General features: G+C 57.2%; 17 protein-coding genes. 12 read left to right on the forward strand and 5 right to left on the reverse strand.

Annotation, left to right across the window (positions count from 1 at the left end; translation table 11 throughout):
• Positions 1-45: 45 nt before the first annotated feature.
• Positions 46-891: an arabinose operon transcriptional regulator AraC gene (gene araC / locus IM273_RS12095; RefSeq protein ID WP_028015490.1), complete on the reverse strand. Its 846-nt coding sequence runs from the start codon at positions 889-891 to the stop codon at positions 46-48.
• A 335-nt stretch (positions 892-1,226) separates the two neighbouring features.
• Here araC and araB point away from each other — a divergent pair, with 335 nt between their 5' ends.
• The 6 genes from araB to rluA all read left to right on the forward strand — a co-directional run bounded on the left by araB (position 1,227) and on the right by rluA (position 11,331).
• Complete coding sequence (araB, locus tag IM273_RS12100; protein WP_193050419.1) at positions 1,227-2,936, forward strand: ribulokinase; 1,710 nt, start codon at positions 1,227-1,229, stop codon at positions 2,934-2,936.
• Between the two features lie 10 nt (positions 2,937-2,946).
• Entirely contained in the window at positions 2,947-4,449 is a 1,503-nt protein-coding gene (gene araA, locus IM273_RS12105) for an L-arabinose isomerase (protein WP_048960667.1), read from the forward strand.
• A gap of 47 nt (positions 4,450-4,496) precedes the next feature.
• Positions 4,497-5,192 (forward strand): L-ribulose-5-phosphate 4-epimerase, encoded by a 696-nt coding sequence (araD, locus tag IM273_RS12110; protein WP_028015487.1) that lies wholly within the window; start codon positions 4,497-4,499, stop codon positions 5,190-5,192.
• 74 nt (positions 5,193-5,266) lie between these two features.
• A complete protein-coding gene (gene polB, locus IM273_RS12115) occupies positions 5,267-7,624 on the forward strand; it encodes a DNA polymerase II (protein ID WP_193050417.1) in 2,358 nt (785 codons plus the stop codon).
• 128 nt (positions 7,625-7,752) lie between these two features.
• Complete coding sequence (gene rapA, locus IM273_RS12120; protein WP_193050415.1) at positions 7,753-10,659, forward strand: RNA polymerase-associated protein RapA; 2,907 nt, start codon at positions 7,753-7,755, stop codon at positions 10,657-10,659.
• A 12-nt stretch (positions 10,660-10,671) separates the two neighbouring features.
• Complete coding sequence (gene rluA, locus IM273_RS12125; protein ID WP_028015484.1) at positions 10,672-11,331, forward strand: bifunctional tRNA pseudouridine(32) synthase/23S rRNA pseudouridine(746) synthase RluA; 660 nt, start codon at positions 10,672-10,674, stop codon at positions 11,329-11,331.
• 30 nt (positions 11,332-11,361) lie between these two features.
• Here the strand turns inward: rluA and djlA are convergent, their stop codons facing one another.
• A complete protein-coding gene (gene djlA, locus IM273_RS12130) occupies positions 11,362-12,177 on the reverse strand; it encodes a co-chaperone DjlA (RefSeq protein ID WP_028015483.1) in 816 nt (271 codons plus the stop codon).
• Between the two features lie 239 nt (positions 12,178-12,416).
• Here djlA and lptD point away from each other — a divergent pair, with 239 nt between their 5' ends.
• The 6 genes from lptD to apaH are packed head-to-tail and all read left to right on the forward strand — an operon-like array spanning position 12,417 to position 19,146.
• A complete protein-coding gene (lptD, locus tag IM273_RS12135) occupies positions 12,417-14,768 on the forward strand; it encodes an LPS assembly protein LptD (protein ID WP_028015482.1) in 2,352 nt (783 codons plus the stop codon).
• A 53-nt stretch (positions 14,769-14,821) separates the two neighbouring features.
• Complete coding sequence (gene surA / locus IM273_RS12140; protein ID WP_028015481.1) at positions 14,822-16,108, forward strand: peptidylprolyl isomerase SurA; 1,287 nt, start codon at positions 14,822-14,824, stop codon at positions 16,106-16,108.
• Complete coding sequence (gene pdxA / locus IM273_RS12145; protein ID WP_028015480.1) at positions 16,108-17,094, forward strand: 4-hydroxythreonine-4-phosphate dehydrogenase PdxA; 987 nt, start codon at positions 16,108-16,110, stop codon at positions 17,092-17,094. Before surA ends, pdxA begins: the two co-directional genes overlap by 1 nt.
• Positions 17,091-17,912: a 16S rRNA (adenine(1518)-N(6)/adenine(1519)-N(6))-dimethyltransferase RsmA gene (rsmA, locus tag IM273_RS12150; RefSeq protein WP_028015479.1), complete on the forward strand. Its 822-nt coding sequence runs from the start codon at positions 17,091-17,093 to the stop codon at positions 17,910-17,912. The genes pdxA and rsmA overlap by 4 nt, the downstream gene beginning before the upstream one ends.
• 3 nt (positions 17,913-17,915) lie before the next feature.
• A complete protein-coding gene (gene apaG, locus IM273_RS12155; protein WP_014882505.1) occupies positions 17,916-18,293 on the forward strand; it encodes a Co2+/Mg2+ efflux protein ApaG in 378 nt (125 codons plus the stop codon).
• 4 nt (positions 18,294-18,297) lie between these two features.
• Positions 18,298-19,146, forward strand: a complete 849-nt coding sequence (gene apaH, locus IM273_RS12160; protein WP_048957865.1) for a bis(5'-nucleosyl)-tetraphosphatase (symmetrical) ApaH — start codon at positions 18,298-18,300, stop codon at positions 19,144-19,146.
• Between the two features lie 35 nt (positions 19,147-19,181).
• Here the strand turns inward: apaH and folA are convergent, their stop codons facing one another.
• The 3 genes from folA to kefF all read right to left on the reverse strand — a co-directional run bounded on the left by folA (position 19,182) and on the right by kefF (position 22,164).
• Positions 19,182-19,661 (reverse strand): type 3 dihydrofolate reductase, encoded by a 480-nt coding sequence (gene folA, locus IM273_RS12165; RefSeq protein ID WP_006173915.1) that lies wholly within the window; start codon positions 19,659-19,661, stop codon positions 19,182-19,184.
• Positions 19,662-19,775: 114 nt separating this feature from the next.
• Positions 19,776-21,641 (reverse strand): glutathione-regulated potassium-efflux system protein KefC, encoded by a 1,866-nt coding sequence (kefC, locus tag IM273_RS12170; RefSeq protein WP_045259435.1) that lies wholly within the window; start codon positions 21,639-21,641, stop codon positions 19,776-19,778.
• Positions 21,634-22,164 carry a glutathione-regulated potassium-efflux system oxidoreductase KefF gene (kefF, locus tag IM273_RS12175; protein WP_059355617.1) on the reverse strand — a complete coding sequence of 177 codons (531 nt, stop codon included), beginning with the start codon at positions 22,162-22,164 and terminating at the stop codon, positions 21,634-21,636. Before kefF ends, kefC begins: the two co-directional genes overlap by 8 nt.
• Between the last annotated feature and the right edge of the window lie 75 nt (positions 22,165-22,239).

Genomic DNA, 22,239 nt, shown 5'->3' on the forward strand with positions numbered 1-22,239 from the left:
AATAGTTTACAGGATGCTCCTGAAGTTCACCTGAATGTTTACCGTTTATTCACATCCCGCGCGGAATTCACTGGGACTGGCGCCGGTGCACTTCTTAAACACGCGAGAGAAATAGAGCTGATCTTCAAAGCCCACGTTGCGTCCGACGGTCGCGATAGGCATCCGGGTGGTGCTGAGTAACAGCTTTGCCTGGCTGATGCGCTGATCCTCACGCCAGCTCAGCACGCTCACGCCAAGCTGCTGGCGGAACAGGTGTGACAGGCGGGACGGCGAAAGACAGACGTGCTGGGCAACGCTGGCGATATCAAACTGGCTGTCGGCCAGATGGTCGCTGATGTACTGGCAGGCGTCGCGGACGCGGTTATCCAGCGGTGGGTTAAGCGACTCGTTGATCGCCTCCATGCGGCGCAGCAGCACCTGCTCAAGCAGGTTGATAGCCAGCAGTTCGGCATAGCGCCCGCCCGCCTGCCCCGCCTCAATAATTTGTGCGAACAGTTCACGAAACTGCGCCAGATGCGCCTCATCCGGACGATAAAAACCGGTTTGCGCGAAAATAGCCGGCCATGAAAGCCACTCCTGCCAGTAGGCGCGCGGGCGGAAATAGACCCACTGGTGATACCACTCTTTGGCGTCCGGGTGACGCCCGTAGTGGTGGATCTCCCCCGGCGGGAACAGCAGCATATCGCCCGGGCGGCAAACAAACTGCCGATCGCCGTTTTTTATCACCCCTTCCCCGCGTACGGTCAGGTTCAGAATATACCCTTTCATGCCGAGCGGCCGGTCGACGTAAAAATCGAGATACCCCTCGGCCTCAATTGGCGTCAGCCCCGCCACCAGATGGGCGTTAAATGAGTATCCCGGCAGCAGGGGATCGTTTTGCGGTTCGGCCATAGATTCAGTTCTCCCAAGGGTCCTGAAGGAAACCATTTGTCCATATCGTTAAAAGCAGTATAAAAATGGCCTGCGAAAAGATCCAAAAAGCATCACGCCTCTTTTACGTCCGCCATGTTTCAGCCTTTTCCCCTGATTTTTCTGCCGGCACGGGCAGAGAAGCAGTAACAAAAGTGTCTATAAGTGCGGCAGAAATGTCCACATTGAATATTTGCACGGCGTCACACTTTCCGTCGTAACAGCAATTTAGTCCATAAGATTAGCGGATCCTGCCTGACGATTTTTATCCCCAGTCTCTAATGTTCTTCCATACCTGTTTCGGATGGAGCAACACCATGGCAATTGCAATTGGCCTCGATTTTGGCAGCGACTCGGTTCGCGCGCTGGCAGTGGACTGTACGACTGGCCAGGAGATAGCAACCAGCGTTGAGTGGTATCCGCGCTGGCAAGAGGGGCGCTACTGCGATGCGCCAAACAACCAGTTCCGTCACCACCCACGCGATTACATTGAATCGATGGAAGCGGCGATCAAAACCGTGCTGGCTGAACTGACGGACGCCCAGCGGGCCGACGTCGTGGGGATTGGCGTCGACAGCACCGGTTCAACGCCAGCCCCGGTGGACGCTGAAGGCCGCGTGCTGGCGCTGCGCCCGGAGTTTGCCGACAACCCGAACGCCATGTTCGTGCTTTGGAAAGACCATACCGCCGTGGAAGAGGCGGAAGCCATCACCCGCTTATGCCACCAGCCGGGCAAAACCGACTACTCGCGCTACATCGGCGGCATCTACTCCAGCGAATGGTTCTGGGCCAAAATCCTGCACGTTACCCGCACGGACGCTTCGGTCGCCCAGGCCGCGGCATCATGGATTGAGCTGTGCGACTGGGTTCCCGCCCTGCTCTCCGGCACCACTCGCCCGCAGGATATCCGCCGCGGCCGCTGCAGCGCCGGGCATAAATCCCTGTGGCATGAAGGCTGGGGCGGTCTTCCTCCGGCAGCGTTCTTCGATGAACTTGACCCGATCATCAACAAAAATCTGAAATACCCGCTCTTTACCGACACCTTCACCGCCGATATTCCGGTCGGCACGCTCTGCGAAGAGTGGGCGACGCGTCTCGGCCTGCCGCAAAACGTGACCATTTCCGGCGGCGCGTTCGACTGCCACATGGGTGCCGTGGGCGCGGGTGCGCAGCCTAACACGCTGGTGAAAGTGATCGGCACCTCCACCTGCGACATCCTGACGGCAGATAAAACCAGCGTCGGAGACCGCGCGGTGAAAGGGATTTGCGGCCAGGTTGACGGCAGCGTGGTGCCAGATTTTATCGGCCTCGAAGCCGGTCAGTCCGCATTTGGCGATATCTACGCCTGGTTTGGCCGGGTGCTCGGCTGGCCGCTGGATCAGCTGGCTGCCGCGCATCCTGAGCTGAAAACACAGATTACCGCGAGCAAAAAACAGCTTCTGCCGCAGCTCACCGAAGCATGGGCAAAAAATCCGACCCTCGACCACCTGCCGGTGGTGCTGGACTGGTTTAACGGACGCCGCACGCCGTTTGCCAACCAGCGCCTGAAAGGGGTGATTACCGATCTCAACCTGGCGACCGATGCCCCGGCGCTGTTCGGCGGTCTGATTGCCGCCACCGCGTTCGGCGCGCGCGCCATTATGGAGTGCTTCACCGAACAGGGCATCGACGTGAACAACGTGATGGCGCTGGGCGGTATCGCCCGTAAAAACCCGGTGATTATGCAGGCCTGCTGCGACGTGCTGAACCGTCCGCTGCAGATTGTGGCCTCCGATCAGTGCTGCGCGCTGGGCGCCGCGATTTTCGCTGCCGTGGCCGCAGGCGTTCATGCGGATATCCCGACCGCGCAGCAGCACATGGCAAGCGCCGTCGAAAACACGCTCCAGCCGCGTGTCCAGCAGGCACAACGCTTTGAACAGCTTTATCAGCGCTACCAGCAATGGGCAAAAAGCGCCGAGCTTCACTATCTCCCTGTCGCCGCCCCGGCCAAAAGCACCGCGGACACTACGGCAACCCTGACCCATTAAGGACACGATGATGACCATTTTTAATAATTATGAAGTGTGGTTTGTGATTGGCAGCCAGCATCTGTACGGACCGGAAGCGCTGCAGCAGGTAACGAAACACGCGGAGCACGTGGTTAACGCGCTGAACGCGGAAGCCAAACTGCCGTGCAAACTCGTGCTGAAGCCGCTGGGTACGACGCCGGACGAAATCACCAATATCTGCCGTGACGCCAACTACGACGACAAATGCGCCGGCCTGGTCGTGTGGCTGCACACCTTCTCACCGGCCAAAATGTGGATCAACGGCCTGGCAATCCTCAACAAACCGCTGCTGCAGTTCCACACTCAGTTCAATGCCTCCCTGCCGTGGGACAGCATCGACATGGACTTCATGAACCTGAACCAGACCGCGCACGGCGGCCGCGAGTTTGGCTTCATCGGCGCGCGCATGCGCCAGCAGCACGCTGTGGTCACCGGCCACTGGCAGGACGGCAAGGCGCAACAGCGTATCGGCTCCTGGATGCGTCAGGCGGTCTCTAAGCAGGATACCCGCCACCTGAAAGTGGTGCGTTTCGGCGACAACATGCGTGAAGTGGCGGTGACCGACGGCGATAAAGTGGCCGCGCAGATCAAGTTCGGCTTCTCCGTGAATACCTGGGCGGTGGGCGACCTGGTGCAGGTGGTGAATGACATCAGCGACGGCGACGTGAGCGCGCTGGTGGACGAGTACGAAAGCAGCTACCGCCTGACGCCTGCGGCGCAAATCAACGGCGACAAGCGCCAGAACGTGCTGGATGCCGCACGCATTGAGCTGGGCATGAAGCGTTTTCTGGAACAGGGCGGCTTCCACGCCTTTACCACTACATTTGAAGACCTGCACGGCCTTAAACAGCTGCCGGGTCTGGCAGTACAACGTCTGATGCAGCAGGGCTACGGCTTTGCGGGTGAAGGCGACTGGAAAACTGCCGCTCTGCTTCGCATCATGAAGGTGATGTCGACCGGTCTGCAGGGCGGCACCTCCTTTATGGAGGACTACACCTACCACTTCGAGAACGGCAACGATCTGGTGCTCGGTTCGCACATGCTGGAAGTGTGTCCCTCCATCGCGGTTGAAGAGAAACCGATCCTTGACGTGCAGTACCTCGGCATCGGCGGCAAAGCGGATCCGGCCCGTCTGATCTTCAACACCCGTACTGGTCCGGCCATCAACGCCAGCCTGATCGACCTCGGCGACCGCTTCCGCCTGCTGGTGAACTGCGTCGATGCGGTTGAAACCCCGCACTCTCTGCCGAAGCTGCCGGTCGCCAATGCCTTGTGGAAAGCGCAGCCGGACCTGCCAACCGCGTCAGAGGCGTGGATTCTGGCGGGTGGCGCGCACCATACCGTCTTCAGCCACGCGCTGGACCTGAACGATATGCGCCAGTTTGCCGAGCTGCACGATATCGAGCTGACCGTGATTGATAACGACACCCGTCTGCCAGCCTTTAAAGACGCGCTGCGCTGGAACGAAGTCTATTACGGTTCAAAACGCTAAGTACGTAATGCCCGGTGGCGCTGCGCTCGCCGGGCAGGGAGACAACGATGTTAGAAGATCTCAAACGTCAGGTACTTGAAGCCAACCTGGCGCTGCCAAAACATAACCTGGTGACCCTGACCTGGGGCAACGTCAGCGCCGTTGACCGGGAAAAAGGGGTATTCGTGATCAAGCCTTCGGGCGTGGATTACACGGTGATGACCGCAGAGGATATGGTCGTGGTCAGCATCGAAACGGGTGAAGTGGTGGAAGGTAACAAAAAACCGTCGTCCGATACGCCCACCCACCGTCTGCTGTATCAGTCCTTCCCGACTATCGGCGGCATCGTGCATACCCATTCGCGTCACGCGACCATCTGGGCGCAGGCGGGCCAGTCCATTCCGGCCACCGGCACCACCCACGCGGACTACTTTTACGGCACCATTCCCTGCACGCGTCTGATGACCGATGCGGAGATTAACGGTGAGTACGAATGGGAAACGGGTAACGTGATCGTCGAAACCTTTGAAAAACAGGGGATCGACGCGGCGCAAATGCCCGGCGTACTGGTGCACTCCCACGGCCCGTTTGCCTGGGGTAAAAACGCGCAAGACGCGGTGCATAACGCGATAGTGCTGGAGGAAATCGCCTACATGGGGATCTTCTGCCGCCAGCTGGCACCGCAGTTGCCGGATATGCAGCAAACCCTGCTGGATAAACACTACCTGCGCAAGCACGGCGCGAAGGCCTATTACGGACAATAAACTGTATATATCCCCAGCATAAAACATTCAACCAGGCTATAATCAGGCCTGGTTTTGTTTTATGGGATGGCGGCGTGGCACAGGCGCAAGAAGGCTTTTTACTAACCCGACACTGGCGGGATACCCCTCAGGGCACCGAGGTTGCGTTCTGGCTGGCGACAGATAACGGCCCGCTGCACGTTACGCTTCCTCCTCAGGAATCCGTCGCGTTTATCCCTGAACATTACGTCGAGAAGGTAAAACAACTGCTGCGCGATGAGAACGGCTGGCGCCTCACGCCTCTTGAGCTAAAAGATTTCCATCGTCAGCCGGTGTATGGCCTTTACTGCCGCGCCCATCGCCAGCTGATGCGCTACGAAAAACTGCTGCGCGAAGCGGGCGTGACGCTCTACGAAGCGGACATTCGGCCGCCGGAACGCTTTCTGATGGAGCGGTTTATTACCGCCCCCGTCTGGGTTGACGGCGCTGAGCAAAACGGCACCCTTATCAACGCTCGCCTGAAGCCTAATCCACATTATCGCCCCCCGCTAAAGTGGGTTTCCCTGGATATCGAAACCACCCGCCACGGCGAACTGTACTGCATCGGCCTGGAAGGCTGCGGGCAGCGGGTTGTCTATATGCTCGGGCCGCCGAACGGCGATGCGTCCGCGCTCGATTTTCAGCTTGAGTACGTCAACAGCCGACCGCAGCTGCTGGAGAAGCTTAACCAGTGGTTTGCCGAGCACGACCCGGACGTGCTGATCGGCTGGAACGTGGTGCAGTTTGACCTGCGCGTGCTGCAAAAACACGCAGAGCGGTATCGCATCCCACTGATGCTCGGGCGCGGAAATACGGAGCTGGAGTGGCGCGAGCACGGCTTTAAGAACGGCGTATTCTTTGCGCAGGCCAACGGCCGCCTGATTATCGACGGCATCGAGGCGCTGAAATCCGCGTTCTGGAATTTCTCCTCCTTCTCTCTGGAAGCGGTAGCGCAGGAATTGCTCGGTGAAGGCAAATCCATCGACAATCCGTGGGACCGCATGGACGAGATTGACCGGCGCTTCAACGAAGACAAACCGGCGCTCGCCACCTATAACCTGAAAGACTGCGAGCTGGTGACGCAGATATTCCACAAAACCGAGATCATGCCGTTCCTGCTGGAGCGCGCGACGGTAAATGGCCTCGCGGCTGACAGGCACGGCGGCTCGGTAGCCGCCTTTAGCCACCTCTATTTCCCACGAATGCACCGTGCGGGCTATGTTGCGCCCAACCTCGGGGACGTACCGCCGCAGGCCAGCCCCGGCGGCTACGTGATGGACTCCCGCCCAGGACTGTATGATTCGGTTCTGGTGCTGGACTACAAAAGCCTCTACCCGTCAATTATCCGCACTTTCCTTATTGACCCGGTGGGGCTGGTGGAGGGGATGGCGCAGCCAGACGATACGCACAGCACCGAAGGTTTTCTGGGGGCACGCTTCTCGCGCGAAAAACACTGTCTGCCGGAGATTGTGGGGAACATCTGGCACGGCCGCGACGAGGCGAAACGTCATGGCAACAAGCCGCTCTCGCAGGCCCTGAAAATTATTATGAACGCTTTCTACGGCGTGCTGGGTACCAGCGCCTGCCGCTTCTTCGATCCGCGTCTGGCGTCGTCCATCACCATGCGCGGACACGACATCATGCGTCAGACCAAAGCGCTGATTGAATCCCGGGGCTATGACGTTATCTACGGCGACACGGATTCAACCTTTGTGTGGCTTAAGGGCGCACATTCAGAAGACGACGCCTCACGAATCGGCAAAGAACTGGTGGCCTTCGTAAACGACTGGTGGCAGGAACATTTGCAAAAAGAGCGGTTAACCAGCGCATTAGAACTGGAATTTGAAACCCATTTTGCCCGCTTTTTAATGCCCACCATCCGCGGTACTGACCAGGGCAGCAAGAAGCGCTACGCCGGGCTGATCCAGGAGGGTGAAAAGCAGAGAATGGTGTTTAAGGGGCTGGAGACGGTGCGCACTGACTGGACGCCGCTGGCCCAGCAGTTCCAGAAGACGCTCTATCTGCGGATCTTCCGCAACGAGCCCTATCAGGACTACATCCGCGAAACCATCGCCAGCCTGATGGCCGGCGAGCTGGATGACCAGCTGGTGTATCGCAAGCGCCTGCGCCGCCCGCTGGCGGAGTACCAGCGCAACGTCCCGCCCCACGTGCGCGCCGCGCGCCTGGCGGACGAAGAGAATGTACGCCGGGGCCGCGCGCCACAGTATCAGAACCGGGGGACGATAAAATACGTCTGGACAACGAACGGGCCGGAGCCCGTTGATTACCAGCAGTCGCCTCTCGATTACGATCACTACCTGACCCGCCAGCTTCAGCCGGTTGCGGAGGGAATTTTACCGTTCATCGACGACGATTTTGCTACACTTGTGACAGGGCAACTTGGCCTATTTTGACGCGTGACGAAATGGCTGCCATCCAGTACCATAGCGCCCTTTCCATTCCCGGACCCATTTTTCGATGACCGTCTTTTTTGACGGGGGTCGAACTATTGCCTGCAATTAAAGATTAGAGCCGAACAACTATGCCTTTTACACTTGGTCAACGCTGGATCAGCGATACAGAAAGCGAACTTGGATTAGGAACCGTCGTTGCCGTTGATGCACGCATGGTTACCCTCCTCTTCCCTGCTACCGGTGAAAACCGCCTGTACGCCCGCAATGACTCCCCTGTGACCCGCGTAATGTTCAATCCGGGCGACACCGTGACCAGCCACGAAGGCTGGCAGCTAAAGGTTGAAGACGTAAAAGAAGAGAATGGACTGCTCGCCTACATCGGAACGCGTCTTGATACCGAAGAGACGAACGTCATCCTGCGTGAAGTGCTGCTCGACAGCAAACTGGTGTTCAGCAAGCCGCAGGACCGCCTGTTTGCCGGGCAAATCGACCGTATGGATCGCTTCTCCCTGCGCTACCGCGCGCGTAAGTTCCAGAGCGAACAGTACCGCATGCCGTGGAGTGGCCTGCGCGGTCAGCGCACCAGCCTGATCCCCCACCAGCTGAATATCGCCCATGACGTGGGCCGTCGCCATGCGCCCCGCGTGCTGCTTGCCGACGAAGTGGGCCTGGGCAAAACCATCGAAGCAGGCATGATCCTGCACCAGCAATTGCTCTCTGGCGCTGCCGAGCGCGTGCTGATTGTCGTGCCTGAAACCCTCCAGCACCAGTGGCTGGTGGAGATGCTGCGCCGCTTTAACCTGCGCTTCTCCCTGTTCGACGACGAGCGCTATGCCGAAGCGCAGCACGACGCGGACAACCCGTTTGAAACCGAACAGCTGGTGATCTGCTCGCTGGATTTCGTGCGCCGCAGCAAGCAGCGTCTTGAGCATCTGTGCGATGCCGAATGGGACATGATGGTCGTCGACGAAGCGCACCACCTGGTGTGGAGCGAAGATGCCCCAAGCCGCGAATATATGGCGATTGAACAGCTTGCCGAGCGCGTGCCCGGCGTCCTGCTGCTGACCGCAACGCCGGAGCAGCTCGGTCTGGAAAGTCACTTCGCCCGTCTGCGCCTGCTCGATCCAAACCGTTTCCACGACTTCGCTCAGTTCGTGGAAGAGCAGAACAACTACCGTCCTGTTGCGGATGCCGTCGCGCTGCTGCTGGCGGGTAAACGTCTCTCAAACGACGAACTTAACACTCTGAGCGATCTGATTGGCGAGCAGGATATCGAACCGCTGCTGCAGGCCGCGAACAGCGACAGCGAGAATGCGGGATCCGCGCGTAAAGAGCTGATCGACATGCTGATGGACCGTCACGGCACCAGCCGCGTGCTGTTCCGCAACACCCGTAACGGCGTGAAAGGGTTCCCGAAACGCGAACTGCACACCATCAAGCTCCCGCTGCCGACGCAGTATCAGACGGCGATTAAAGTCTCCGGCATTATGGGCGCGCGCAAAACTCAGGAAGAGCGCGCGCGTGACATGCTCTACCCGGAACAGATTTATCAGGAATTTGAAGGCGATACCGGCACCTGGTGGAACTTCGACCCGCGCGTGGAGTGGCTGATGGGCTACCTGACCGCGCACCGCTCCCAGAAAGTGCTGGTGATCTGCGCCAAAGCTGCCACCGCGCTGCAGCTGGAACAGGTTCTGCGCGAGCGCGAAGGCATTCGTGCCGCCGTGTTCCACGAAGGCATGTCCATCGTCGAGCGCGACCGCGCGGCGGCGTGGTTCAGTGAAGAGGACAGCGGCGCGCAGGTGATGCTGTGCTCCGAAATCGGTTCTGAAGGGCGTAACTTCCAGTTCGCCAGCAATCTGGTGATGTTCGATCTGCCGTTCAACCCGGATCTGCTGGAGCAGCGTATCGGCCGTCTGGATCGTATCGGCCAGGCGCATGATATTCAGATCCACGTGCCGTACCTGGAAAAAACCGCTCAGTCCGTGCTGGTGCGCTGGTTCCACGAAGGTCTGGATGCGTTTGAGCATACCTGCCCGACGGGCCGCACCATTTATGACCAGGTGCATGGCGATCTGATCGGTTACCTGGCCGCACCGGAAAATACCGACGGTTTTGACGATCTGATTAAATCCTGCCGCGAGAAACATGAAGCGCTGAAGGCGCAGCTTGAACAGGGGCGCGACCGCCTGCTGGAGATCCACTCCAACGGTGGCGAAAAAGCGCAGGCGCTTGCCGAGAGCATTGAAGAACAAGATGACGACACCAGCCTGATCGGCTTCTCCATGAACCTGTTCGACATTGTCGGGATTAACCAGGACGATCGTGGCGAGAACCTGATCGTGTTAACCCCGTCAGACCACATGCTGGTGCCCGATTTCCCGGGCCTGCCGGAAGATGGCTGTACCATCACCTTCGAGCGTGACGTGGCGCTGTCCCGCGAAGATGCTCAGTTCATCACCTGGGAACACCCGCTGATCCGCAACGGGCTGGATCTGATCCTCTCCGGTGATACCGGCAGCAGCACCATCTCCCTGTTGAAAAACAAGGCGCTGCCCGTAGGCACGCTGCTGCTGGAGCTGATCTATGTTGTGGAAGCACAGGCGCCGAAACAACTTCAGCTCAACCGCTTCCTGCCGCCAACGCCGGTGCGTTTGCTGCTGGATAAAAACGGTACGAACCTGGCAGGACAGGTGGAGTTCGAAAGCTTCAACCGCCAGCTGAGCGCGGTGAACCGCCATACCGGCAGCAAGCTGGTGAACGCGGTGCAGCAGGACGTGCACGCCATTCTCCAGCAGGGCGAAATCCAGATCGAAAAAGCGGCCCGAGACCTGATTGACGCCGCGCGCAATGAAGCCGACGAGAAACTGTCTGCCGAGCTGTCCCGTCTGGAAGCGTTAAAAGCGGTCAACCCGAACATCCGCGACGACGAACTGGCGGCAATTGAAAGCAACCGTCAGCAGGTGCTGGAAAGCCTGAATCAGGCAAGCTGGCGTCTCGACGCCCTGCGTCTTATCGTTGTGACGCATCAGTAAACGGAGCGCAAGATGGTGATGGAGCCGTATAATCCGCCGCAGGATCCCTGGCTGGTCATTCTGTATCAGGATGAACACATTATGGTGGTCAACAAACCGAGCGGCCTGTTGTCCGTGCCGGGCCGTCTGGATGAGCACAAGGACAGCGTGATGACGCGCATTCAGCGCGATTATCCGCAGGCCGAGTCCGTACATCGCCTGGACATGGCCACCAGCGGCGTGATTGTGGTGGCGCTGAATAAAGCGGCGGAGCGCGAGCTGAAGCGTCAGTTCCGCGAGCGCGAGCCGAAGAAGCAGTATGTTGCCCGCGTCTGGGGCCACCCGGCGCAGGCGGAAGGGCTGGTGGATTTACCGCTGATTTGCGACTGGCCGAACAGGCCAAAGCAGAAGGTGTGTTATGAAACCGGCAAGGCCGCGCAAACCGAATATGAAGTGCTGGAGTACGCGCCGGATAACACCGCGCGCGTCCTGCTTAAGCCGATTACCGGACGTTCACACCAGCTGCGCGTGCATATGCTTGCGCTGGGTCACCCGATTCTGGGTGACCGCTTCTACGCCCCGCCAGAGGCCCTGGCGTTAGCGCCACGCCTGCAGCTCCATGCGCAGACGCTCACCATCACCCACCCTACTTTCGGTAACGCGATGACGTTTAAAGCCCCGGTGGACTTCTGAAAAAAAAGCCCGACATTGTCGGGCTTTTTCTTATTTGAAACCTTTCTTCTCTTTAATGAGTTCGTACGCCTTCTGGATTTCCTGCGCTTTTTGCTTCGCCATCTCCATCATTTCCGGCGGTAAGCCTTTCGCCACCAGCTTGTCAGGATGATGCTCGCTCATCAGCTTACGGTAAGCACGTTTAATCGTGGTTTGATCGTCCGTGGGCTTCACGCCAAGCACGTTGCAGGCATCTTCCAGCGTCGGGCCACGCTGCGCCTGCTGCCATGCACCGCCGGAAGACTGCTGGTGATAGCCGCCGCCAAACTGGGCACCGCCCTGCATCATGCGCAGGAACTGGTCAAACTGCATACGGGAGATACCCAGCTCTTCCGCAATAACGTACAGGACATCGCGTTCATTGGGATGAAGCGAGCCGTCGGCAAACGCCGCCTGGATTTGGATTTCCAGAAACATCCGAATTAAATCAAAACGTCCGAAGCAGATGCTGCGGAACTGGCGCATCTTTTCACGCAGCGGATAGTTATCCGATTTACCGATGCGAAACGCATTCTGCGCCGCCAGGCGGGACTCACCATGCAGGTTCATGCGATCCATAAAAACGCTGGCAATCTGAATATCCGCTTCGGTCACGCGTCCTTTGGATTTGGTTAAGTGCCCCATGACCTCAAAGGTGGTGGAGAAAAAGAGCGACTGGCGCTCGCGCTGATTGGCAAACCAGGCCATTTTGCGGCTGCGTGCCTTATCAAACATATGGCCAATGATAAGCCCAAGCACAATTCCCCAGAACCCGGCACCCATGATGATGGCGAACGCAACGCCGATTATTTTACCCCAATACTGCATATACTCCCCGGATAGTCATATTCCCTGCCGACGCAACGTCATCATCACAGTGTTCAAGCCACGGTCAATTGAAGGACATCGCCTATAATTTGCTTTATCATACTCGTCATTCGATAGCGAGCCTAACACTCTGGCGCGCAAACGGGCAGGATTAACGCTGGTACTGCGCTGATGAGTAAGATAGTCTCTGAGCGTTTGTAAGCCGTAGCCACTGATGACGGAACAATAAAATATAACGTATGAAAAAACGTATCCCCACCCTCCTGGCCACAATGATTGGCTCCGCCCTGTACAGTCAACAGGGGCTGGCGGCCGATCTCGCCTCGCAGTGTATGCTTGGCGTCCCAAGTTATAATCGCCCACTGGTGGAGGGCGATACAAATAGCTTGCCGGTAACCATTACTGCCGATAGCTCCAAAGGTACTTATCCTGACAATGCCACGTTTACGGGCAATGTGGATATTAACCAGGGCAATAGCCGCCTGCAGGCTGATGAAGTGCAGTTGCACCAGAAGCAGCCGGAAGGCGCGGTCGAGCCGGTACGAACGGTGGATGCGCTGGGTAATGTGCACTATGACGACAATCAGGTCATCCTGAAAGGTCCGAAAGCCTGGTCAAACCTGAATACCAAAGATACTAACGTCTGGGAAGGTGATTACCAGATGGTGGGTCGCCAGGGACGCGGTAAAGCGGACCTGATGAAACAGCGCGGTGAAAACCGCTATACGATTCTGGAGAATGGCTCCTTTACATCATGTCTGCCGGGTTCAAATACCTGGAGCGTGGTCGGGAGCGAAGTTATCCATGACCGTGAAGAGCAGGTCGCAGAGATCTGGAACGCACGCTTTAAGCTGGGTCCGGTGCCGGTATTCTACAGCCCTTATCTCCAGCTTCCCGTGGGTGACAAGCGTCGCTCGGGCTTCCTGATCCCGAATGCTAAATACAGCACCTCGAACTACTTTGAGTTCTACCTGCCGTATTACTGGAACATCGCGCCCAACATGGACGCCACGATCACGCCGCACTATATTCACAAGCGCGGCAACATCATGTGGGAAAACGAGTTCCGCTACCTGACTCAGGCCGGTGCTGGCCTGATGGAGCTGGATTATCTGCCGTCGGATAAGGTCTTCCAGGATGAGCATCCTACAGAAGGCGATAAACACCGCTGGCTATTCTACTGGCAGCATGCCGGAGTGATGGATCAGGTGTGGCGCTTTAACGTTGACTATACCAAAGTTAGCGACTCATCTTATTTTAACGACTTTTCGTCTAAATACGGTTCAAGCACGGATGGCTATGCCACGCAGAAGTTCAGCGTAGGCTATGCGGTGCAGAACTTTGATGCAACCGTCTCAACCAAACAGTTCCAGGTATTCTCTGATCAGTCCACGCCTACCTATGGTGCAGAGCCGCAGCTGGACGTTAACTGGTATCAGAATAATGTAGGTCCATTCGACACCCGGGTTTACGCTCAGGCGGTACATTTCGTGAACACGGATTCGGACATGCCGGAAGCTACGCGTATTCACCTGGAGCCGACGATCAATTTGCCGTGGTCTAACGACTGGGCAAGCCTGAATACCGAAGCCAAACTGATGGCGACGCACTATCAGCAAAAAAATGTTGATAATTACAACACCACGAACAATGCGCATCTGGAAGAGTCGGTTAACCGAACGCTCCCGCAGTTCAAAATGGACGGGAAGCTGATCTTCGAGCGTGATATGGGCCTGCTGGCGGATGGTTATACCCAGACGCTTGAGCCGCGTATGCAGTATTTGTACGTGCCGTATCGCGATCAGAGCAAGATTCAGAACTACGACTCGTCTTTACTGCAGTCTGACTACAGCGGCCTGTTCCGCGATCGTACTTACGGCGGTCTGGACCGTATCGCATCCGCTAACCAGTTAACGACCGGCGTCACAACACGCGTTTATGATGATGCCGCCGTTGAACGTTTTAACGTTTCTGTTGGTCAAATCTACTATTTCACCGAGTCACGTACCGGTGATGACAACATTCAGTGGGAGAAAGACAACAAAACGGGATCGCTGGTATGGGCGGGAGATACGTACTGGCGCATGACTGACCGTTGGGGCCTGCGTGGTGGTGTGCAATATGACACTCGCCTCGATAATATCGCCACAAGCAGTGCCGCTATTGAGTACCGTCGCGATGAAGACCGCATGGTACAGTTGACGTATCGTTATGCCAGTCCGGAATATATTCAGGCAACATTGCCTTCTTATGCAGGCGCAGAACAGTATAAAGACGGCATCTCGCAGGTTGGTGGTGCAGCAAGCTGGCCTATCGCCGACCGCTGGTCAATCGTAGGCGCTTACTACTTTGACACTAACGCGAATAAGCCAGCGGACCAGATGGTAGGTCTGCAATATAACTCCTGCTGTTACGCGCTGCGCGTCGGTTACGAGCGTAAGCTTAACGGCTGGGACACTGTAAACAATCAGAGCAAATACGATAACGTGATTGGCTTTAATGTCGAACTGCGCGGCCTGAGCTCCAACTACGGCCTGGGCACGCATCAGATGCTGCGTTCGAACATTCTGCCGTACAGTAGTTCTTTGTAATGTGCTTGATTTACAACGTAATCCGCTTTGCGGTTAATTGAAATGGAAAAAGTATGAAGAACTGGAAAACGCTGCTGCTTGGTGTCGCTATGGTTGCGAATACCAGCTTCGCGGCCCCCCAGGTTGTTGATAAGGTCGCCGCTGTCGTTAACAACGGCGTCGTGCTCGAAAGTGACGTTGATGGTCTGATGAAATCCGTGAAGCTCAATTCGGGCGAAGCGGGTCAGCAACTTCCGGATGACGCCACGCTGCGCCACCAAATCCTGGAGCGTCTGATCATGGATCAGATTATCCTGCAGATGGGTCAGAAAATGGGCGTGAAGGTGACCGACGAGCAGCTCGATCAGGCTATCGCTAACATTGCAAAGCAGAACAACATGTCGCCGGACCAGATGCGCAGCCGTCTGGCCTATGACGGCATCAGCTACGCTACCTACCGTAACCAGATCCGTAAAGAGATGCTGATTTCAGAAGTGCGTAACAACGAAGTGCGTCGTCGCGTCACGATCCTGCCGCAGGAAGTGGATGCGCTGGCAAAACAGGTGGGCAACCAGAACGATGCGAGCACAGAGCTGAACCTGAGCCACATTCTGATCCCACTGCCAGAGAACCCAACGTCCGATCAGGCTGCGGAAGCAGAAAGTCAGGCACGTTCAATTGTCGACCAGGCGCGTAACGGCGGCGACTTTGGCAAGCTGGCTATCACCTACTCTGCTGACCAACAGGCCCTGAAAGGCGGCCAGATGGGCTGGGGACGTATCCAGGAGCTGCCATCTATCTTTGCTCAGGCGCTGAGCACGGCGAAGAAAGGCGATATCGTCGGTCCAATCCGTTCAGGGGTGGGATTCCACATTCTGAAAGTGAACGATCTGCGCGGTCAGAGCCAGAATATCTCCGTGACTGAAGTTCACGCTCGCCACATTCTGCTGAAGCCGTCACCGATCATGACTGACGATCAGGCGCGTGCGAAGCTGGAGCAAATTGCCGCAGATATTAAGAGCGGTAAAACGTCGTTTGCCAATGCAGCGAAAGAGTTCTCTCAGGATCCTGGCTCTGCGAACCAGGGCGGCGATCTGGGCTGGGCGGCTGCGGACATTTACGATCCTGCCTTCCGCGATGCGCTGATGAAGCTGAATAAAGGCCAGATCAGTGCCCCGGTTCACTCTTCATTTGGCTGGCATCTGATCGAGCTGATGGACACCCGCAACGTGGACAAAACGGATGCGGCGCAGAAAGACAGAGCCTATCGTATGCTGTTTAACCGTAAGTTCTCCGAAGAAGCGGCAACCTGGATGCAGGAACAGCGCGCCAGTGCTTACGTGAAAGTCCTGAGCAACTAATGAAACAGCATCGTGTTGTTATCACTCCCGGCGAACCCGCCGGGATTGGGCCTGACCTCGTTGTCCAGCTCGCCCAGCGCAGCTGGCCAGTAGAACTGGTTGTCTGCGCGGATGCAACACTGTTACAAGACCGGGCGAATCTGCTCGGTCTGCCCTTAACGCTCATCCCTTACGTTGAAGGCCAACAGCCCGCACCACAGCAGGCCGGTACGCTCACTCTTCTTTCTGTTCCCCTTCGTACACCCGTTATTCCAGGCAAGCTCAGCACGGAAAATGGCCACTACGTCGTGGAAACCCTTGCCCGCGCCTGCGACGGTTGCCTGAAGGGGGAGTTTGCCGCTCTGATCACCGGCCCCGTGCATAAGGGCGTCATCAACGAAGCGGGCATCCCTTTTACCGGGCATACCGAGTTCTTCGAAGAGCGCTCGCACAGCCCGAAAGTGGTGATGATGCTGGCGACGGAAGCGATGCGCGTTGCTCTCGTGACCACCCATCTACCGATCAAGGCCATTCCTGATGCCATCACCCCGGAACTGCTGCGGGAGATCATCGGGATCCTGCATCACGACCTGCAAACGAAGTTCGGCATCAAGCGGCCGCACGTTCTGGTCTGCGGCCTCAATCCGCACGCGGGTGAAGGGGGTCACATGGGTACCGAAGAGATCGACACCATTATTCCGGTGCTTGAAGAAATGCGCGCCAAAGGGATGAATCTCAGCGGGCCGCTGCCTGCGGACACCCTTTTCCAGCCAAAATACCTGGATAATGCCGACGCCGTCCTCGCGATGTACCACGATCAGGGTCTGCCCGTGCTAAAATACCAGGGCTTTGGCCGCGGGGTGAATATCACCCTCGGTTTACCCTTTATTCGAACGTCCGTTGACCACGGCACTGCGCTGGATCTGGCAGGCCACGGGAAAGCGGATGTCGGCAGTTTTATTACGGCGCTTAATCTCGCCATCAAAATGATTGTTAATACTCAATGACTAATCGAGTCCATCAGGGCCACTTAGCCCGTAAACGCTTCGGGCAAAACTTTCTCAACGATCAGTTCGTGATCGACAGCATCGTGTCTGCTATTAATCCGCAGAAGGGCCAGGCTATGGTCGAAATCGGCCCGGGCCTTGCCGCACTGACCGAGCCGGTAGGCGAACGCCTCGACGAGCTGACCGTTATCGAACTGGACCGCGACCTGGCCGCACGCCTGCAAACGCACCCGTTCCTCGGACCAAAGCTGACCATCTATCAGCAGGATGCCATGACCATGAACTTTGGCGAACTGTCGGAAAAAATGGGCCAGCCGCTGCGCGTGTTCGGCAACCTGCCGTATAACATCTCCACGCCGCTAATGTTCCACCTCTTTAGCTATACTGATGCCATTGCCGACATGCACTTCATGTTGCAAAAAGAGGTTGTTAACCGTCTGGTTGCAGGGCCGAACAGTAAAGCGTATGGTCGTTTAAGCGTGATGGCACAATATTACTGCAACGTGATCCCGGTACTCGAAGTACCGCCATCAGCGTTCACGCCGCCACCGAAAGTAGATTCTGCGGTTGTGCGCCTTGTGCCGCACAAAACGAAACCGTATCCGGTTAAAGATCTGCGTGTACTGAGCCGCATCACCACGGAAGCCTTTAACCAGCGCCGTAAAACGATCCGTAACAGTCTGAGCAATTCGTTTACCGTTGAGGTGTTAGCAGAGCTGGGGATCGACCCGGCAATGCGTGCGGAAAACATTTCCGTAGAGCAGTACTGCAAGCTGGCTAATTACATCAGCGAAAATGCGCCGCCGAAGGAGAGTTAAGCCATGATTGATTCGCCCCGCGTATGTGTCCATGTACAAAGCGTCTATGTTGAATCGCAATCCTCGCCGGATGAAGAGCGTTTTGTCTTTGCTTACACCGTGACCATTCGCAATCTGGGGCGGATGCCCGTGCAGCTGCGCGGGCGCTACTGGCTTATCACCAACGGCAATGGCCGCGAAATTGAAGTTCAGGGTGAAGGTGTGGTCGGTGAACAGCCCCACATCGCCCCTGGCGAAGAGTATCAGTACACCAGCGGCGCGGTAATTGAAACGCCTCTGGGTACCATGCAAGGCCATTATGAAATGGTCGACGTCGATGGCAATGTGTTCCGCGTTGCTATTCCTGTGTTCCGTCTCGCCGTAACCACACTCATTCATTAATCTAATGTCTACATATCTGATTGGCGACGTTCACGGTTGCTACGATGAACTGATCGCATTGTTAAAACAGGTCGACTTTACGCCAGGACAGGACACGCTCTGGCTGACGGGCGATTTAGTCGCGCGTGGCCCGGGCTCGCTTGAGGTTTTACGTTTCGTCAAATCTCTGGGCGACAGCGTGCGCATGGTGCTGGGCAATCACGATCTTCACCTGTTGGCCGTATTTGCCGGGATCAGCCGCAACAAACCTAAAGATCGCCTCTCTCCCCTGCTGGATGCGCCAGACGCGGACGAACTGATTAACTGGCTGCGCCGCCAGCCTTTACTGCAGGTCGATGAGGAGAAAAAGCTGGTCATGGCTCATGCCGGGATCACCCCGCAATGGGATCTTGAGACGGCTAAAACCTGCGCGCGTGACGTTGAGGCGGTGCTGGCGAGCGACTCGTACCCCTTCTTCCTTGATGCCATGTACGGCGATATGCCGAATCACTGGAGCGAGGATCTCAGCGGTCTGGCCCGCCTGCGCTTTATTACCAACGCTTTTACGCGCATGCGTTTCTGCTTCCCGAACGGGCAGCTGGACATGTATTCCAAAGAGACGCCGGAAAGCGCGCCTGCCCCGCTCAAACCGTGGTTTGCCATTCCTGGCCCCGTGACAAGCGAGTACAATGTCGTCTTTGGCCACTGGGCTGCGCTGGAAGGAAAAGGCACGCCGGACGGGATCTACGGTCTGGATACCGGATGCTGCTGGGGCGGAGAGTTGACCTGCTTACGCTGGGAAGATAAAACTTACTTTGTTCAGCCGTCCAACCGACAGCTGGACTTAGGGGGAAGTGAGGCCGTTGCCTCCTGAATCATTCCCTCTCCCGGACGGGAGAGGGACATCACTTAACGACGTTCCAGAATCTCGAAGCAGTAGCTGTGGGAGTTCTGTGCATCCGCGTCGTGGAACTCGCTGAATACCGATTCCCACTCGTCCGGATCGTAATCCGGGAAATGGGTGTCCCCTTCCACTTCCGCATCAATGTGGGTCAGATACAGCTTCTGCGCTTTTGGCAGGAACTGCTCATACACGCGGCCGCCGCCGATCACCATGATCTCTTCGGCGTCACCGCAGGCGGCAATCGCTTCATCAACGGACTTAACCCATTCGACGCGATCGTCAGTGCCCGGCTGGCTACTGATAACGATATTCTTACGGCCCGGCAATGGACGACCAATCGACTCCCAGGTCAGGCGGCCCATCACTACCGGCTTGTTTAACGTAGTACGTTTAAACCATGCGAGATCGGCAGGCAGGTTCCACGGCATGGCATTTTCCATACCGATAACGCGGTCCACCGCCAGCGCTGCAATCAGACTGATCATTGAAAATTTCCCGGATGCAAAAAATTGCCGCCACTATACGGAAAGCTTAATCTTTCGTCGACTGGCGGCAGAGTAAAGATAAAGAAATTTTTTATTATTGCTGGCAACTCCACTTCACGCGGAAGGTTTACTCTCGGGCTCGTCAGCCGGATCGCCGGTATGCTTGCCCTCTTCCGTGCCCTGCCAGCCATGACGTTGGATCAGCGACAGGTGATTGCGGTCCTCGTTAATGATTTCTGTCAGCATGGCGCTGGTGCGTTTAAACACCGCCGCACGCTCCGTGGCCGTACTGCCGGCCATCGCCGCCATCTCTTCCACCATCCCGGTGTTAAAGCGGCGGAACAGGTCCGCACGTTCGCGCGCTTCATACGCGCCGAGCCCCAGATTCTCCAGCGCCAGGCGGCCAGACTTCAGCGCGCCTTCGAACGTTTCACGCTCCGGCGCCTCTACGCCCGCCTGACGCAGCCGGATGTAATGATCCACATCGCGCGCGCGGGAGATAATGGTCAGCCCCGGAAAATGCTCTTTTACCAGCTCCACCATCTGCATGCTGGTCTCAGGATCGTCAATGGCGTTAATCAATACCTCAGCTTTTGCCGCCCCGGCGGATTCCAGCAGATCGACGCGAGTCGCATCGCCGTAAAACACCTTCATATCAAATTTACGCAGGGTATCGACATGGTCAGGATCGTGATCGAGAATCACCATTTTCACCCCGCTTGACAGCAGTAAACGCCCGACGATCTGCCCGTAGCGACCAAATCCGGCGATGATGACGCGCGGCTGCTCCTCATCGATCTCGTCGGCTTCGCGCTCCTGCTCGCTGCCTGATTTTTCCAGACGCGTCAGCACCACCAGTAGAACAGGCGTTGCCGCCATCGACAGCGCGACCGCCAGCGTCAGCGCTTTCGCCCACTCGGGATCGAGCACGTTTGCCATCTGCGCGGCACCAAAGACCACGAATGCAAATTCGCTCCCCTGACCCAGCAGTACGGCAAACCAGCGGCGCTGCTTGTTCGGCACCTTCAATGGACGCGCAATTAGCCACAGCATCGCCATTTTAATGATCAGGAAACCGACGAGCAGGATGACGATCCGCAGCGGGTGCGTGACCAGCGTGCCGAAGTCGACAGACATCCCCACGCCGATGAAAAACAGCCCCAGCAGCAGCCCTTTGAACGGCTCGATATCGCTTTCCAGGGCGTGACGATATTCAGAGCTCGCCAGCAGAACGCCTGCAAGGAACGCCCCCATCGCCATCGACAGTCCGGCTTCCTCCAGCAGCAAACCAAAGCCAAACACCAGGAACAGCGCCACGGCGCTGAACACTTCTCGCAGGCCTGAACGGGCAACAAACCGCAGTAACGGGCGGGTCACGTAGCGGCCAAGCAGGACCACCAGCGCCAGCGCCCCCACGACTTTTAATGCCGACAGCGCAAACGCCCCCAGCGTCGTGGATGAGCCGCTTGCCGCCAGCAACGGGATCATCGCCACCAGCGGAATAGCGGCGATATCCTGGAACAGCAGCACCGAGAACGCGCTGCGTCCCATCTGCGAGACCGTCAGATTTCGCTCGTTCATCGCCTGCATGGCGATGGCCGTCGAGGAGAGCGCCAGCGTCATGCCGATAAGCTCCGCTACTTTCCAGTCCATGCCCAACAGGATGCAGAACCCACCGAGCAGCAGGCCGCAGGCCACCATCTGCAGCGCGCCTCCGCCAAATACCGAGGCGCGAAGTTTCCATAACCTCTGCGGATCAAGCTCCAGACCAATCACAAACAGCATCAGCACGACGCCAATTTCAGCGAAATGGAGGATCGCCTCCGCATCCGTTACCAGTCGAAAGCCCCAGGGCCCAATGACGCAGCCCGCAATCAGGTAGCCGAGAACCGACCCCAGCCCCAGACGTACCGCCACCGGCACAATCAGCGCCGCCGCGCCGAGATAAATCAGCGCCTGTATCAGCGTATGGCTATCCATGGTGCGTCTCCTGCCACTCGAGTAAGCGTTGTTTATAATGGCGAGCCTGCGCCTGCAGCGTTTCATCGTCGCAAACAAAGGTGCAATGCATCGCAAAAGGCGGGAGCCAGTTCAGCCCGCAGTAAAGCGCCGTAGCCTGCAGCGGCTGCGCCAGGACGTCAAACCCCGGGAAGGTACCAATATCAAAGTGGCTTTCCCCACCGCCGGTGGTAACCGCCCACATCAGGCTTTTGCCTTTTAGCGCATTGCCGTTGTGGCCGTAAGCCCAGCCGTGGGAGAAGACTTTATCAATCCACAGCTTCAGGAGCGGCGGCGTGCTGTACCACTGCATCGGGTGCTGCCAGACGATCAGATCGGCACGGGAGAGCGCCTCCTGTTCAGCGGCGATATCAATATTAAAATCGGGATAGAGTTGATAGAGGGAACGTATCTCTACGTTTTCGAGCGTCCTTGCCTGCTCAAGCATCCGCTTATTCGCATGCGAGTGCTGCGGATAAGGGTGCGCATAAATTATCAGAATCATTGAGTAGCCTGTTGTTTTACTGCCTTCTTTTACCAGAAGAGTGTAGACAGTAATTCAACAGGCTAATAGTGAATA

The organism is Enterobacter cloacae complex sp. P13B (assembly GCF_014895915.1).
Taxonomy (GTDB): Bacteria; Pseudomonadota; Gammaproteobacteria; order Enterobacterales; family Enterobacteriaceae; genus Enterobacter; species Enterobacter bugandensis.